This is a genomic window from Synechococcus sp. HK01-R, assembly GCF_014217855.1.
Lineage (GTDB): Bacteria > Cyanobacteriota > Cyanobacteriia > PCC-6307 > Cyanobiaceae > Synechococcus_C.
Window position 1 is genome coordinate 1,749,309 of record NZ_CP059059.1, and the last position, 15,197, is coordinate 1,764,505.

At 61.9% G+C, this 15,197-nt stretch carries 13 protein-coding genes and 1 pseudogene; 8 read left to right on the forward strand and 6 right to left on the reverse strand.

From position 1 onward, the window contains the following. Nucleotides 1-142 precede the first annotated feature (142 nt). Entirely contained in the window at nt 143-463 is a 321-nt protein-coding gene (locus tag H0O21_RS09310) for a hypothetical protein (RefSeq protein ID WP_185189480.1), read from the reverse strand. Between H0O21_RS09310 and H0O21_RS09315 the strand changes: the two genes are divergently transcribed. Beyond that, nucleotides 462-1,502, forward strand: coding sequence for a hypothetical protein (locus H0O21_RS09315; protein ID WP_255440969.1), 1,041 nt, complete (start codon nt 462-464; stop codon nt 1,500-1,502). The genes H0O21_RS09310 and H0O21_RS09315 overlap by 2 nt on opposite strands. Here the strand turns inward: H0O21_RS09315 and stpA are convergent. Together stpA and H0O21_RS09325 are read right to left on the reverse strand one after the other, a co-directional pair. Further along, on the reverse strand, nt 1,465-2,685 hold the full coding sequence (stpA, locus tag H0O21_RS09320; RefSeq protein WP_185189481.1) for a glucosylglycerol 3-phosphatase: 1,221 nt from the start codon (nt 2,683-2,685) through the stop codon (nt 1,465-1,467). The two genes, H0O21_RS09315 and stpA, sit on opposite strands and share 38 nt — an antisense overlap. Nucleotides 2,686-2,689: 4 nt before the next feature. After that, nucleotides 2,690-3,274 (reverse strand): glutathione S-transferase family protein, encoded by a 585-nt coding sequence (locus H0O21_RS09325; RefSeq protein ID WP_185189482.1) that lies wholly within the window; start codon nt 3,272-3,274, stop codon nt 2,690-2,692. A gap of 62 nt (nt 3,275-3,336) precedes the next feature. On the opposite strand from H0O21_RS09325, the gene H0O21_RS09330 reads away from it, so the two are divergent. Further along, nucleotides 3,337-4,866, forward strand: coding sequence for a hypothetical protein (locus H0O21_RS09330; RefSeq protein ID WP_185189483.1), 1,530 nt, complete (start codon nt 3,337-3,339; stop codon nt 4,864-4,866). 26 nt (nt 4,867-4,892) lie between these two features. Here the strand turns inward: H0O21_RS09330 and H0O21_RS09335 are convergent, their stop codons facing one another. Together H0O21_RS09335 and H0O21_RS09340 are read right to left on the reverse strand one after the other, a co-directional pair. After that, complete coding sequence (locus H0O21_RS09335; protein ID WP_185189484.1) at nt 4,893-7,583, reverse strand: AAA family ATPase; 2,691 nt, start codon at nt 7,581-7,583, stop codon at nt 4,893-4,895. Next, nucleotides 7,574-8,881, reverse strand: a complete 1,308-nt coding sequence (locus H0O21_RS09340; protein ID WP_370523030.1) for an exonuclease SbcCD subunit D — start codon at nt 8,879-8,881, stop codon at nt 7,574-7,576. Before H0O21_RS09340 ends, H0O21_RS09335 begins: the two co-directional genes overlap by 10 nt. A gap of 29 nt (nt 8,882-8,910) precedes the next feature. On the opposite strand from H0O21_RS09340, the gene H0O21_RS09345 reads away from it, so the two are divergent. The 6 genes from H0O21_RS09345 to H0O21_RS09370 are packed head-to-tail and all read left to right on the forward strand — an operon-like array spanning nt 8,911 to nt 14,646. Beyond that, the gene (locus H0O21_RS09345; RefSeq protein ID WP_185189485.1) at nt 8,911-10,065 is read left to right on the forward strand and encodes a phosphotransferase enzyme family protein; all 1,155 of its coding nucleotides are present in this window, start codon (nt 8,911-8,913) and stop codon (nt 10,063-10,065) included. Nucleotide 10,066: 1 nt separating this feature from the next. Continuing rightward, entirely contained in the window at nt 10,067-10,648 is a 582-nt protein-coding gene (locus tag H0O21_RS09350) for a DOMON-like domain-containing protein (protein ID WP_185189486.1), read from the forward strand. A gap of 17 nt (nt 10,649-10,665) precedes the next feature. Further along, on the forward strand, nt 10,666-11,700 hold the full coding sequence (locus tag H0O21_RS09355) for a transglycosylase SLT domain-containing protein (protein WP_185189487.1): 1,035 nt from the start codon (nt 10,666-10,668) through the stop codon (nt 11,698-11,700). Further along, a complete protein-coding gene (locus H0O21_RS09360) occupies nt 11,669-12,373 on the forward strand; it encodes a hypothetical protein (protein ID WP_185189488.1) in 705 nt (234 codons plus the stop codon). The genes H0O21_RS09355 and H0O21_RS09360 overlap by 32 nt, the downstream gene beginning before the upstream one ends. Nucleotides 12,374-12,399: 26 nt before the next feature. Continuing rightward, entirely contained in the window at nt 12,400-13,728 is a 1,329-nt protein-coding gene (locus H0O21_RS09365) for an O-acetylhomoserine aminocarboxypropyltransferase/cysteine synthase family protein (RefSeq protein ID WP_131594142.1), read from the forward strand. A gap of 24 nt (nt 13,729-13,752) precedes the next feature. Next, the gene (locus tag H0O21_RS09370; protein WP_131457299.1) at nt 13,753-14,646 is read left to right on the forward strand and encodes a homoserine O-succinyltransferase; all 894 of its coding nucleotides are present in this window, start codon (nt 13,753-13,755) and stop codon (nt 14,644-14,646) included. Nucleotides 14,647-14,905: 259 nt separating this feature from the next. Here H0O21_RS09370 and H0O21_RS09375 read toward each other — a convergent pair. Next, nucleotides 14,906-15,169: pseudogene (locus H0O21_RS09375) on the reverse strand (hypothetical protein); the annotation flags it as partial. Nucleotides 15,170-15,197: the final 28 nt, after the last annotated feature.

Below are 15,197 nucleotides of genomic sequence, written 5' to 3' on the forward strand. Positions count from 1 at the left end.
GAAAACGTCAGCCAACTCCTTGTTGCTGGCGGGGTGGAGTGTCTTCCGACATGGAGCCTCCGAATCAGTGATCTAACTGTTGTTCAGGTTTTTAGGGGTTGCAAGCGCAAGTGAGTCAATGGGGTCAATTCTTGATGTTGCTTCAAGTCTCTTCATTGCCGTTACAGCGTGTGCTTGGCGTTTTGAAGCGCAGCCCCAGGCAGCTATGCCCCAGTTCATGGCGATGCCACAGCACCTGGACGGCGCGGGACTCGCCGAAATGCCCCTGGGCATCTTCCAGGCTCAGGTGTCCCTGCTGGCTGGGCAGCGTGCCGATCTCTCCATCCAGGATCACGCAGGCGCCGTCCTCGCTCAGGGCGCTGAGCTCTCCCTGGATGCAATCCCAGCTGCGGGCCTGGGCACCGATCTCAAGACAGAGACAGGCATGCCTGGGAGTCAACAGGCGTTGAAGTGTGTCGGCCATGGCCCCACCTCTCGGCTGTCATCAGTCTCTGATCCATCACAGCCACCGGAGCGTTCGTTTCGGTGAGGGTTTGGTGAATGTTGGCTGTCCATGCCTGCGATCCGGTCAGGATGATCTTCGAGATATGGGCCATGCCGTGAGGGCCTTGCCACTGGTTGTGCTCGGTGCAATCTCCGGGTTGCTTGGCAGTGGATTCGCCCTGATCCGTCCTGATCTCCTGCTCCAGACTCCTCAGGGTGAGATCGATCCGATTGCCTGGCTGGTTCCAGAGCAGCCCCCGCAGCCCCCGCCCCTCGATCAGATCGCGAGCTATCAGCCCGATCAGGCGCTGCCGCTCGAGCGAGCTGACGGCAGTGCCGTCACCGTGGGCTACAGCAGCATGATCCTTGATCCACGCTGGGTGGATCTTGAATTTTTCGGCGGCTGGCAGCGGGAGCTGGAGGCCAATGACGACGCTGCAGCCTTGCTGTTCTTCACGGGCCCCACCTTTGAGAAGGGGCACCCGAATGAGCCACTTGGGATCGCCTTGCACGGTGATCTCAAACTTCGCAATGGCCTCTGGCGCGCCGGAAACCGTGCCGCCGCCGCAGGTCGGGCCTACGTGGCGGTTTCCGAATCAGGGGAGCTGGTGTTTGGCTACGGCGATCTCACCCCGGAACGCCAGGCGCGTTACCGCTGGTTCATCGGTGGCCTGCATGCCTTCGATCACACCGTCAGTCATCCACCAGAGAGCTATCGCGGCGTGTACGGCGCCATGAAGCTCGCCGATGTGCGCATCGTCTACGGCTTGCGGGCCGATGGTCGGCTGGAGGTGATCGAAACCGCTGACGGCGTTCATTTCGATGATCTACGCCTACTGGTTAAGGCCCTGGGCTTCCAGGCGGCCTATCTGCCGGATCATGCCTCCAAGTCGCGCCTGATCGTTCCGGGTCGACGTCTCTGGAGCGAGGAGCAGGCGGTCTGGGTGAGCGGAGGGAAACCGTCGATCACCGCTCTGCCCTTCATGGTGCGTGTCCTGCCCCGCTCCGGGCCTGCGTGAGTGCCTTGAACCAGGCCACATAGGCCTGCGGTCCATCGGGAATGCAGACATCCATGCGAAGGGGGTCTTCAGGGTCACTGATGCCCTTCAGGGATCCATCAGCGAGGGATGGCCGGTCGACCTCGCCGCCGCTGCTGTCCACCAGGACCACCCGGTTGGCTTTGTCGTAGCGGTCGCCGATCTCCTGGAGCAAGGTCAGAAAGCCCCTGTCGCTGCCGCCCCTCAGCCAACCGGTCCCGGAAGGACAGGGGGTTGAGGTGACCGTGTCTCCGACTCCCACCAGATGGGGCATTTGATCCGGGCTGATGCGCTCATGGCAGAGGCTCAACAGGGCTTCATGGTTGTGGGGGGCGGTGCGCACGTTGAAGTCATCGCCCAGGGGAGCGCTGCCGGTGCGGGCGGCGATGTGACGGTTAATCAGCACCAGCAGCCCCGCCTCTTTGATGGCTCCGCGCAGCATGAACTGGATGTCGGTGCTGCCCACATCGTTGGGTTCAGCCGGTTTCAATCGCTCTTGCCCCTGGGGATCTCGCCCCAGATTGGGGGCCACATGCAGGAAGAAGGAGTTACCGAGTCCCTGGTTGTCGGCTGCGGCCATCAGTGCATCCATCAGGGACGCGAGCATCGTCTGCAGCTCTCGCTGCCGGGTCACATCACCTGGAACTCTCGCGAACAGGCTGTTGAGGTTGATGGTCGGTGACACCTGAGTGTCGAGAATCGCCCGTTGGATCTCCTGCTTGAGATCCCCAGCTGTTAGCTCCGGCATCAGTGCCGGCAGCCGCTCGGTCAGGAGCCTCTCCATGCGTTGCGGAACCTCTGCCAGAAACGCCATCTCTTCATCGCTGACCCCAGGGTGGCTGAGGCGGCCGTAGCGGTCCTGGAGCTGCACACCTCCAGCGGCGAGGCCAGGGAGGTAGAGACCATCGCGCCCTGGCCGAACACGATCGCCGAGGGCCTGCTCCACCAGCCGGTTCACGCCACGACGTCCCTCATGTTCTCCATTGGTGAGCACAGCGAAACAGCCGTGCATCTGCGCCACACACTCCACGTAACCGCGATCCATCCTCCGGGTGAGTGGATCTTTCACGAGATCCATGCAGACGCCATCGAGGTCTTGCACGATCAGGAGGTCAGAGCTGGCGGCCAGCTCAGCGTTCAAGCAGTCAAGGCTGATTGGTGTCATCGATTCAGCGCGCTCCCATGGCGATCTGATAAGCGGGGCGTTCGCGAACCCGCTCGATCATCGTCTGAATCACCGGGTATGGGCTCAGGTCAATGTCCGGGAAGAAGATCGGCAGATAAGCCAGGTAGGCCTGCACAGCACAGTCCGCTGCTCCCCAGCTCTGGCCCACCAGTGGATGGCCTGGGTCGAGTTGGCGGTTCAGCTCACCCATGAGGCGTGGGAACTCCCGCTCCCGGTTGCTGGGCACGAACAGGGCGATGGCCAGGGTTGCGTTAGCGAACAGCAGCCATTGGCTGGTGAGAGCCCGTTCTGCCGCGGAGTGAATGTCGCTGCTGTGCTGTTCTGCAAGATGCAGCAGGATCGCGCCGCTCTCAAACAGTTTCAGGGGCTGTCCATCTGGACCCTGGAGGCTGTCATCTTCCAGAGCAGGAAGCTTTCCAAACGGGTTGATCGTCAGAAAATCCGGCTGGCGGTGTTCTTGGGCCTGCAGGTCGAGCTCCACCAGGTTGTAGGGGATGCCCTTCTCCTCCATGTACCAGCGCGGCATCGAGGCGCGGGTGCGTTGACCGCCGTAAAGGGTGAGCGCCATGGAAACGCGTGTTTAGGGTGTCGGGGGATCATGGCCCCGAGGCCTCGCGCGCTGCCAGCAGCATGGATACGGCCCTGAAGAGCAACACCTTCTTTCCCCGCAGCCTCGATGCTGAGCCGATCAGGCGGCGCATCCTGGAGCTCGAGTCCGGCCGCGTCGGTTTCTACAGCGTGGGGCTGTATCCAGCCTCTCTCGCCTACAACTGCGCGATGCAGCAGGACGAGACCCCCAATCTCCTGCTGGCACCAAGGCCTGGCCGTGATCTGTTCGGGGCCTTCCCCCCAGCGGCCCTTGAGGGCATGGATCCTGCGCATGTCGACGCCGTCGAGCGCATGGCGAGCCATTTCAGCGAAGGTCAACGCCTGACCAACACCCTGGCCGACCTCCTTCAGCGCTGTGAACTGGTGGTGCTCAGCGCTAACAGCAACCATGTGGAGGAGGATCTGGCTGAAGCCTGTCGTCTGCGAGAGGAGCTGGGTCGGGAGCAGGTGGTGCTGGCCTGCCTAGCCGGCTCCTTCAGCCATGACCACATCGCCAATGAGTCCTATGTGCTTTGTGAGAAGGTTCCGAACCTCGCGTTCTTCTCTGGCTTTCATCGCCATGGGGCCCTGCGCAATCCCCTCGACAGCTTCACGGCGAACTTCTGCCATCCCAATGCACTCACGGCCCTTCTCGGTGCCCGCATGCTGGACCAGCTTTCACCCAATATTCAGGTCTCTCCAGGCGTCCACAACATCGAAGGCCAATACATCAAGGCGGCCAAGAACATGTCGTCGGTCTTCGCCGGTTTCGGTTACAGCTTTCACCAGGACAACCCCGGTGTTTTGCCGACGTTGCTGACCTTATTGCTCGATCAGTGCCTTGATCAGGCCGCCACCGTTTCGATAGCGCGCCGGGATCGCCAGCGGCTTTACAACCGTCAGCCCTTTCCGCTCACGGAACTCGGCTACGGCGTGCAACGGATCGAAGCGGCTCTGGTGCGCGGTGGTGATATGGAAAAGGTGCGCGATCACACCTTCGCCCAGCTCACGGCCATGGTGGCCGATGTGCGCGGCAGCATGATGCTTCCGGTCTCGGGAAAACCCACACGCAACTTTCAGGCCGGTCAGGTTCTGGCGGAAAGGATGCGCAGTGAACAGCGCTGTCCCGCCTCGATGGAAGAGCTGGAGGGGTGGTGCGAGCAGGCCGGTTTACGCAAGGGAGGGCTTGAGGGGCTCAAGGCTTTGCGTTTCTGGCCTCAGATCGCCCGCAAGTACGCCATTCCCGTGCATGACGCCTCGATGTTGAATTTGCTCTACATGGCGATCTACGGCAACAGCGCCACCAAGGAGGTGGCCTTCTCGGTGATGACCGACAGCCGCGAACTGTCGAACTACTGCCAGGAGTCCGTACGTCCAACCCATAGCCGTCGCTATGCGGAGGCCCTTCAGAACCTCGCGCAGCCCGAAGCCATGGATTTGATGGTGAATGCGGTGATTGCCGACAACGCCCGTCGCCTAATCCGCGACGACGCAGTTCTGGACGACCTAGAAGCCACTGGTGAACCCCCCGCCTACCTGAAGGCGATGAACGTGATCGAAAACGCTCTCTGATTGTTCAGCTGCTGGGCAGGAGCCGTTCAGTTGTCAGTCAGTTCCACCACCGCATCGGCGATGGGGCGATAGGCATCGGGGTCACAGCTCATCACGATGACTTGCAAGCCCCGCTCGACGGCCTCCCGCAGCATGGAGAGAACAGCCTGCAGGCGATTGGGGTCGCTGTTGGTGAAGGCGTCATCGAACAGCACCGGAAGGCAGCCGTCATGGCCATGACGCAACACATCGGCAATCGCCAACCGCATGGCGGCATTCAGCTGTTCTTTCATGCCGCCGCTGAGATCCTCAAAGGCAAAGGCAAGGCCGTCTCTCTCCAGCCCAAGGGCTTCGAGCCCCTGTTTCGGGTCGTAGCCAAGTTGAACGCCATCGGCTCCCCGCCTGCCCTCTGGAGGCTTCGTCTGTCTGAGCAGCGGGGTGAGGAAGTGGTTGATGCTCAGGCGTAAGGGTTCCGTGTAGCGGCTGGAGAGATCGCTTCGGGCCTGTTGGAACAAGCTCAGCAGGTGACGGTGGGCCTCCACGCGCTGGCGTTCCTGTTGCTCCCTAGCTATGCACTGGTCGAGCCGGGTACGTGCTTCCTCCTCGGCGCCATAGGGATCCGCAAGGCTGAGGGCTTCGCAGCGCTCCTGAAGAGCACCTCGCTGGGCGCTCAGCTCCTGCAGGCGCTTGCGCAGCAGGCTGTCCTTGTACTCCAGTTCCTTTCCGTCTAAGCCTTCCTCTTGCTCGAGGGGGATGAGGCGCTTCCGCAGGGCCTGCTCTTGCGCACGCAGGGCTTCCAAGGCCGGATCCAGTGTCGCGAGTTCGCCACTCTGTTCCACCACTTCGGCGCGCTGCCGACGGCGTGCCTCGGATGCAGCATCCAGGCGCTCCCGGCGCAGCCGACGCTGTTGCAACTCCTGGTCGCTTCTTCGCAGTTCCTGTTCTTGCTGTCGGCTTTGCTCCCTTGCCAGTCGCAAACTGTCTTGCACCCTCCGGTAGGTGATTCGACATTGCTCCAATGCCTCGCGCAGTGTCGCTTGTGCGTGTGTTGGAGAGGTGGTGGATGCTGACGGCTCCTCCTCCTGGGATGCCATGGGTTCCTCGAGGGCTTCCAGACGGTCTCGCAGGGTGGCGATCGCCTCAGCTGGATCCTGCTGATCCTTCGATCCTTGGCGTTGAAGCTGTTCCCCAAGGAACCGATACTCAGCCTCGAGTTTGGTGCGTCGACGCCATTGCTGCTCAGCCTCAGCCAGGCTGCTCACCCCCAGGGCTTCAAGCCTTTGTGCCTGTCGCCGTTCTAAGGCGGTCCGCTCCTCCACCAGGACCTTGAGATCGCTCCCTCCCCCGGGGATGACTTCCAGTTCCATCGCCTCGCCGACTTGGAGCCTGAAGGCTTCGCTCAACAGCCGCTCCTCTCCGGTTTCAAGGGGACTGCCATCGATGAGAATGCTCTCTTGCGCCCGCAGAAGTTTCACCCGGGTGGCCATCGTCTCCTGACGGATGCGGAGGTGTTCAAGTTGCTTCTCTTGCGCCTGCAGGGCCTTGAGTTGCTCTTCGCTCAGGCTGATGGTCTGCTTCAACTGCTCCTGCACGGCCTGGAGCTGGTTCTGGAGGGATGATCGCGTGCGTTGCTTGCTCTCCAACTCCTCCAATTGCGCCGTCAGGTCCTGCCGCTCCTCCCGGCGGCGCAACGACTGGCCACGTTGTTCAAGGCTCTGGCGTTGCAGCTCGAGCTTCTCGAGCTCCACTTGCGTCTGTTCGTGCTGTTGGTGTTTCTGCTTCAACGCTCTTTCCATGGGCTCCAGGCCTGCATCGAGCTGCTGGCGTTCCAGGGCTTGCTGTTGTTCCTCCGCATCGAATTGCATCAAGGCGGCGCGATTGCGTTCCAGCCGTTCCCGTTTCAAGGTCAGCGGTTCGATGGCCTGCTGCAGGGAGCGTCGCTGCTCGAGGCGCTCGCGGCTTCGCTGCAGAGCTGGGAGCTGTTCTCGTTCAATCGTCTTCATCTCTCCGACGATTCGATCCAGCTCCTCGCTGCTGTCTTCGAAGTTCTGTCGCTGACGCCGCGCCTCCTCCAGGGTGTTTCGCGCTGCGCTCAGGTCCTGCTGGCATTGCCAGAGCAGGCTGTTTTGGCGCACGCCTCGAGTGCTGAGGCTGCTTTGAACAAGAAGCTCCAGTTCGTCATGGATGCGTTGATCCAGCGGAGATTGCAGCGCTCCTTCCGCCCGTGCCTCCAGCTGTTCAATCAGGGCATCGAGGGCATAGTGCTCCGGGCCGCGGCCGAGCAGGTCTTGACCGGCATCTCCCTGCATCACCCAGAGGTGGGCCCAGCGGCTCGGCAGGATCCGGTTGGCCTGGCGACTGCCGAGGATCTCCTCAACGCCGAGCAGCGTTGCCAGGGTCTCTTCTGCTTCGCTGCCCAACAGGGCTGGCTGACCATCGGACCGCAGTCGCACGCTGCCACTGCTGCCACTGAAGCGTTTCTGAACAGTCCAGCTCTGATCTCTTGCCTCAAAGCCGACCTCCACTAAGGGATGGCCGGCGTGGAGACGAGAGCACAGGGTTTGTACCGCCGCTCCCGTCGCGCTAGCCCGCAGGAACAGACCCCGGTGCATGGCGGTGACCAGGGAGCTCTTTCCACTCTCGTTGGCGCCGCTGATCAAGGTGAGACCTGGGGCAAAGCTGAGTTCCAGATGGCGATGACGGCGCACGCATTCCAGGCGGCAATGGGTCAAGCGCATGGGGCCTCCTTCTGAGCCCTTGGGTTCTCACCGCTCTCCCGTTCGCAGAGACGATGCAGTTCACACAGGGCTGTCTCCAGCAGCGTGACCTGCTCGGGATCGTTGCTTCGCTCCAGCTCCCCCAGTAACTGCAGCGCCACAGCACTGAGCAAGGGGCCGTCTCGGCGATCCGTCAGCTCACTCAACTCCTCTGCTTGCGGCCTTCGATGGATGCCTTCCCCGCGGAGACGTAGGTGCAGCAACGATGGCTCCAACTGCTCGAGGCGCTGCGCGAAGGCCTGATGGTCAGCGAGGCTCAGCTGTCCCTCGAGTTCGAGCCTGATCAGATCCTTGCCCACCCGGCGGCCCACTTGCTGATCCAGCCAGTGCTCCAGTCGCTCCAGGTCGGTGTTGGAGTTGAGCTGCATCTTGAGGCCATGCCATTGGATGCCGGCGGTTCCCAGAGTCGTGACCTGGGGCGGCCTCTGCCGCTTCAGGTCCACTTGCAAGATCTGTCCGCGTTGCTCAGCGCTCGAGCGTGAAAAGCGATCGGGTTCGGGGGTGCCGCTGTACCAGCAGCGCTCGCTCACCCGATGGAGAGCATGCCAATCGCCCAGGGCGATGTAGTCGACCTCCCGCTCAATCCCGGGCCCGAGCCGGAGACGGTTGCTCTCTGCCCTGCCGCCACCTCCGGCTTCAAGGTCGTCATCGCCACCGTTGAAGCCTTGCACTGAGCCATGGGCCAGAACCACACGACTGGAGTCCGAAGGAAGGCTGCTCCAGTCGAGGGCATCGAGCCATGCGGTGGGGCTTTCGCCTTCGTGCTGACGCAGCAGTGGACAGGGCAGGACCACCAGCTCCGGAAGCTTGATAGGGCGGCGCTCCAGCAGAAGCTGTAGCCCGGGGCAGCGTTGCTGCATCTCCCGTTGCACGTCAGTTCGGCGCCAAATGCCACCAGCTCCCCCATGGTCATGGTTGCCGGGAATCACCAGCACCGGGCAGGGGATGGAGGCCATCACCTCCAGCACCTCCATCACCGTGGCGGTGGGGACGGCAGCGGAATCGAAGAGATCTCCTGCCACCAGCAGTGCATCAGCGTTCTGCCTCTGGGCGTGCTCCGCGATCCGGCTGATCGCTTCGATCCGCGCCTGTTGCAATCGAATCCGCTTCTGTTGGTCTTCCACCCAGCGGAACGGCTTGCCGATCTGCCAGTCGGCTGTATGCAACAGACGGGGCAAGGCAAGCCGTGTGCGGACGTGGCCCCATGCTGCCTGAGGTTCTGACCACTCGCCCCTGGTGTGGCGATGGAATCGCGCCATTCTCCGGATTGAGACGCATGCGATCACCCATGGCTGAAGGGGCTCTTCATCACGAATCGTCCCTGCAGCAAATCGCCGGGCAGTTTCACCCACCTGAGCGGATCGCTGGGATTCAGTCGCTTGGCAGCGGCAATGTCAATGACACGTTTCTGGTTCGGCTGGATGGAGAGGGTGATCCTCCGGCTTTCGTGATGCAGCGCTTGAACACGACTGTGTTTGCCAGGCCGGAACTGGTGATGGGCAACTTGCTCACCCTGGGTCGTCATGTGCAGCGCCGTTTGGCGTCCCCACCACCCGAACTCGCAGGTCGGCGCTGGGAGGTGCCCCGCGTGCTCGCCGCCCGCGGGGAGGCGGGCCATTGGGTGGAACACGATGGCCAGTTCTGGCGATCGATCACCTACATCGGAGCTGCGACCACCACGGATGTGATCCGTGATGCCAGCCATGCCCGTGAGATCGGCTACGGCCTGGGGATGTTCCACCACCTGATTAGTGACCTACCAGCGGGGGAGCTGGCCGACACCCTCGAAGGGTTCCATGTTACGCCAGCGTACCTGTCTCGTTACGATGCCGTGCTGTCTTGCTGCTCGGTCGATGGAGCGTCCGAGCCCAGGTTGCAGCAGGCTCTCGAGCATGTGGAGCGCAGGCGTGTGGGGGTGGATGTGTTGGAGGCTGCCTGTGCTCGAGGCGAGCTTCAACGTCGTCCCATCCACGGTGATCCGAAGATCAACAACGTCATGATCGATGAGAGCAATGGCCAGGCCGTTGGCTTGATCGACCTCGATACGGTCAAGCCTGGCCTGATCCATTACGACATTGGTGACTGTCTGCGCTCCTGTTGCAATGCCGCCGGAGAGGAAACCCTCGACCTCGCCTCCGTGCGCTTTGATCTCTCGCTGTGTCGTTCCATCCTCGATGGCTATCTCGCCATTGGTCGCTCTTTTTTGACGGATGCCGATCTGCGTTATCTCCCCGATTGCATCCGCCTGATTCCCTTCGAGCTGGGTCTCCGCTTCCTGACGGATCATCTCGAGGGCGACATTTATTTCCGTACGGAGCGGCCTGAGCACAACCTCGACCGCGCGCTTGTGCAGTTCGCCCTCACCGAGTCGATCGAAAGCCAGTGGGACGCGATTTCAGATCTAGTCCAGGCATCGATCAGCGCCTGTCCTGTCCGCTCCTGACATGGCCCGCCATTCCGTGATGGTGCGTCAGGTCTGCTCTTTGCATCCCTTTGCATCAGAACTGAGTCCGACCCTCTCCATCCGTGTCGAGTTTGTCTGGAGAGAGTCCGGCCAGCTTGAGCTCAGCTTTGGTCTTCGCCCGTTGCTGCCCAGTGGCGATCTGGAGGAGCTCTTGTTACCCCCGCTCCAACCGACCCCTCAACGTCGGGATGATCTCTGGCAGCACACTTGTTTTGAGGCCTTTCTCGGTTTACCCGGAAGCCCTTGCTACTGGGAGCTCAATGTCTCCCCCTCCGGCGACTGGAACCTTTATGCCTTTGACGCCTACCGGGTGCGACGGGAACCTGTTGATGTGCCGTTGGCTGTCGAACAACCACCCTCGCTCACCCTCCAGCGCGGCCTCCGCGATCTTCGCGGCGATATCCAGCTTCCCCTGCACCCCTGGTGGCCTCCAGGAGTGCAGCCCGAGCTCGGTCTTGCCATGGTGGTGGAGGAACGGGATGGTCGCTTGAGCACCTGGGCCCTTCGCCATCCAGCGGAGCAGGCTGATTTCCACGACCGTCGCGCCTTTCTGTCGTTCTGATCGCTGCCCTCAACCGGATGGCCCGTGCCCGTTCACGTCGTTGGTGCTGGACTCTGCTGGCGGCGCTGCTGATACCGGCGGTCATCGTCAGTCAGCGCAGCGGAGGGGGGGGATCCCAGGCCTCAAGGGTCGCGCCTGCCTCCCTGCCGGTGCTTCCCACCCACCCCGCTCTTCCCCGCAGTGCGGACGGTCGCCACTATCCCTTGATCCCGCAGGATCCCAGCGCGCTGGCGACGTTGCTGGAGGCTCTTGAGGCTGCGATCCGGGCGCCGGCGACACCGGATTCAGCCCTGCCGCGACTCGCCCATCAGCAGCAGGTGATCTATCGGGTGCTCTCCCGCGATCCCGCAAGGGCTCGACAGGTCCGCCAAGCCCTGTCGCCCTCCTGGCATTGGTTGTTTGATCAGCACGTCGCGGCCCGCCGGGAATTTCTGGCCATGCACCGGGGGCCGGCTGGTTCGACGCTGCCCGCATGGCGCATTCAGGCACCGGCCCCGGCTGAGCGCCTGCTCGAGGCGTACCGCAGTGCTTCGGCCAAGACCGGGATTCCCTGGGAGGTTCTAGCGGCGGTGAATCTGGTCGAAACCGGTATGGGTCGGATCGATGGGGTGTCGGTCGCCAATGCCCAGGGACCTATGCAGTTTTTGCCCAGCACGTGGGCGGAGCCAGGCATCGGTCGTGGCGGCAACATTCGTGATCCCTGGGATGCGATCCATGCCGCTGCTCGCTACCTCGTGCGTCGGGGGGGACTCAGCGATATCCGCCGCGGGCTCTGGGGGTACAACAACAGCCATCACTACGGAGAGGCCGTTCTGCGCTACGCCGCGGTTTTGAAGGCTGATCCGGCTGCCTACCGGGGCCTGTACCACTGGGAGATTCACTACGCCTCGGCTGCAGGGGATCTCTGGTTGCCCGTGGGCTATGCCCAGGCAAAACCGATTCATGTTCGGGACTATTTGCGTCGCCAGCCCTTCAGCAGCCCACCAACTACGCTGCGACCAACTGAGAACAATCCTGCGCGTGGCCAAGGAACTGACGCATCGGGGCGATGAGCTCAAGTCGCTTGGCTGGTCTGCCGAGGACGTGGCCCGTTATGCCGAACTGTGGGAGTACCGCCAGCGCTGGGGGGCGATGAACCTCGAACGGGAGGACCGACTCTTCCTTCGCAAGGCAGAAGCTGCCCTCCCGGCCATCCTCAGCGGCAAGGCAGCTGCCCGCAAAGGGCTGCGTGACAAGGCCTATGTGCGTTGGCTTCAATTCCATCTCGATGCCATGCAGGCAGCAGAGGCAGCGTTCGGTTTGCCTGATGGTGCCCAGGGTGCCTGGCCGATGTTGCTCGAGGAGGAGCTGCGCCTACTCGACTACTACCAACCCGTTCTCGGCCTTCCCGACACCCTGAAAGCCAAGGGCTTCGATCCCGTTCGCGAGGAGCTGGCTGAGATGGCCACCGCTCTTGCCGCCTCATCGGGTGAGATGCGCCAGTACGACTTCATGGCCGCCCTTGAGGCCCTGAAGGCCAAGGAGTCGACTCGCTTCCGACCTCTGCGTGACCTGGAAGGAGCTCAGCCTTATCCCGTGCTCCACGCCGATGCGCTGGTCAGCTTCCGGGATCAGGTCCGGGCTCGACTCACGCCACTCCTTCGGGAGACCTTGCCGTCTTTGGCCAACAGCGAGAAACCTGAACCGCCTGCCGATTGGAGTCGGGACCCTGGTGCCGGAAGCTAGAACAGGGATTCATTGCTCGACTGGCCTTGGCTTCGCATCGCTTCGAGACCCTGCAGCTGCATGCCGGACAGGCTCCTGATCCGGCGACCAATGCCCGGGCGGTGCCGATTTACCAGACCAGCTCCTACGTGTTCAATGACGCTGAGCACGGTGCCAACCTGTTTGGCCTGAAGGAGTTCGGAAACATTTACACCCGTCTGATGAATCCGACGACGGATGTCTTTGAGAAGCGTGTGGCTGCCCTCGAGGGAGGTGTGGCTGCCCTTGCTACAGCGTCTGGTCAGTCCGCTCAGTTCCTGGCGATCACCAACTGCATGCAGGCTGGTGACAATTTTGTCTCCACCTCGTTCCTCTACGGCGGCACCTACAACCAGTTCAAGGTGCAGTTCCCTCGCCTCGGCATTCAGGTCAAATTCGCTGAGGGTGACGACGTCGCCAGTTTTGCCGCCCAGATCGATGCCAACACCAAGGCGATCTATGTGGAGGCGATGGGGAATCCCCGCTTCAACATTCCTGATTTCGCCGGCTTGTCTGCCCTGGCTAAGGAGCGTGGCATTCCTCTGATTGTTGACAACACCCTGGGTGCCTGTGGAGCGTTGCTACGACCGATTGAACACGGTGCCGATGTGGTCGTGGAAAGCGCCACCAAGTGGATCGGTGGCCATGGCACCAGCCTCGGTGGTGTGATCGTGGATGCCGGCAGCTTTGACTGGGGCAACGGCCGTTTCCCGCTCATGAGTGAGCCCAGTGCCGCTTATCACGGACTGGTCCACTGGGATGCCTTCGGCTTCGGTAGCGAGATCTGCAAAATGCTGGGTGTTCCCGCTGACCGCAACATCGCCTTTGCCCTGCGGGCAAGGCTTGAAGGGTTGCGTGACTGGGGCCCGGCGGTGAGCCCCTTCAACAGCTTCTTGCTGTTACAGGGGCTCGAGACCTTGAGCCTGCGTGTTGAGCGTCATGCGGAGAATGCGATGGCCCTGGCGTCCTGGTTGCAGGACCATCCCCGGGTGGCATCCGTCAGCTATCCCGGACTGGTCGGCGATCCCTATCACGCCAGAGCGAAGCAGTACCTCACCGGCCGGGGGATGGGCTGCATGCTGATGTTCTCCCTGAAGGGTGGGTTTGATGATGCGGTTCGCTTCATCAATGGTCTTCAGCTCGCTAGCCATCTCGCCAATGTCGGTGATGCCAAAACCCTTGTCATCCATCCAGCTTCCACCACCCACCAGCAGCTTTCGGAGGAGGAGCAGGCCTCCGCAGGCGTGACCCCCACGATGGTTCGCGTTTCGGTGGGATTGGAGCACATCGATGACATCAAGGCCGATTTCGATCAGGCCCTGGCATTGCTTTCCTGATCTGCGACCTCAAGGCGTGACCCCATGGCACTGATTCTTCCGCGCAGCTATCACAAGATCGCCGCGGTCGAACGCAACGGCATTTCCTGGATCGAGCCCGAGCTTGCCGAGCGTCAGGACATCCGGCCCCTGAGGATCGGCATTCTCAACATCATGCCCCTGGGAAAGCAGTACGAATTCAACCTGCTCCATCCCCTCGGGCTATCCCCTCTGCAGATCGAACCGATCTGGATCCGACTCACCAGTCATTCCTATAAAACCTGGGACCATCACCACCTCGATCAGCTCTACGTGAGCTGGGAGGAGGCCACCGCTCAGGCGCCCCTCGATGGCCTGATCATCACCGGTGCTCCAGTGGAGCATCTTCCTTTCGAGCAGGTCACCTATTGGCCAGAACTTGTGGATCTGATCGAGGAAGCCCGACGCAGTTGCGCCAGCACCCTTGGGCTTTGTTGGGCCGGATTTGCCTTGGCGTATCTGGCTGGAGTCGACAAGATGCCGTTTGAAAAGAAGCTGTTTGGGGTGTATCCCATGCGCAGCCTGGTGCCGGGCCATGCCCTGATGGGAACCCAGGATGATCGCTTCTTCTGCCCCCAGAGTCGCCATGCCGGACTGGCGGATTCGGCGATGGAGGCCGCTCAGCGTCAGGGAAGGCTGCGCTTGCTCGCCCATGGCGAAGACGTCGGCTACACCATCTTCGAGACCACCGATCAGCGTCAGCTGATGCACTTGGGGCATCCCGAATACAACACGTCCAGGATCCTGGGGGAGATGGAGAGAGACCGGGCTCGCGGTGATGTGCCGCCTCCCGAGAACTTTGATGCTGATCACCCCCAGACCCTCTGGCGCTCCCATCGCAATCTGCTGTTTCAGCAGTGGGTCTGGTTCTGTTATCAGCGCGTCAGTCTGGCGGGCTGATGGGCTGCGCTTTGTCGCTGTAGAACACCGTGCAGCGATAGCGATCGCTTTCGCGCACCTGGATGGTGGTGCATTGGGTGTCGGTCACAGTGCTGCCTTGCGGCACCTGTTGCTGGGCCCTTTCGCTGGCATCCTGGGCATCCCAGACCGACTCGGCGGTGATGCTTCCCGCCACGAGGGCTGAAGGGGCAAGAAGGAGAAGGAGCAGAACACCAGCGCTCTTGCCAATCACCTGGTTCATCACGGAGGCGCTGGTCTCGATCGCACGCTCGCTGGATGGGCCCCGATTGAGCTCCCGTTCGAGAGCTTCCACACGTTTTTCCCTGACGCAGTGGCGACATCCGCCTGTGGTCTGGAGATGTTTTTCAGGTGTGATGCAGATCTGCTGCACAGGGTGTTTGCGGCAGAGAATTTTGATCGGGCTTTTGTAGCTCCGGTAGTGAATACCCGAATAATCGAACCGGTCTCCGAAGCGCTGACGCGCCCGTTCAAGGAATTCCTCTTCGGAGATTCGTGCCGCCATTTCCGAAATTTATCGGCCATCGCAGGCT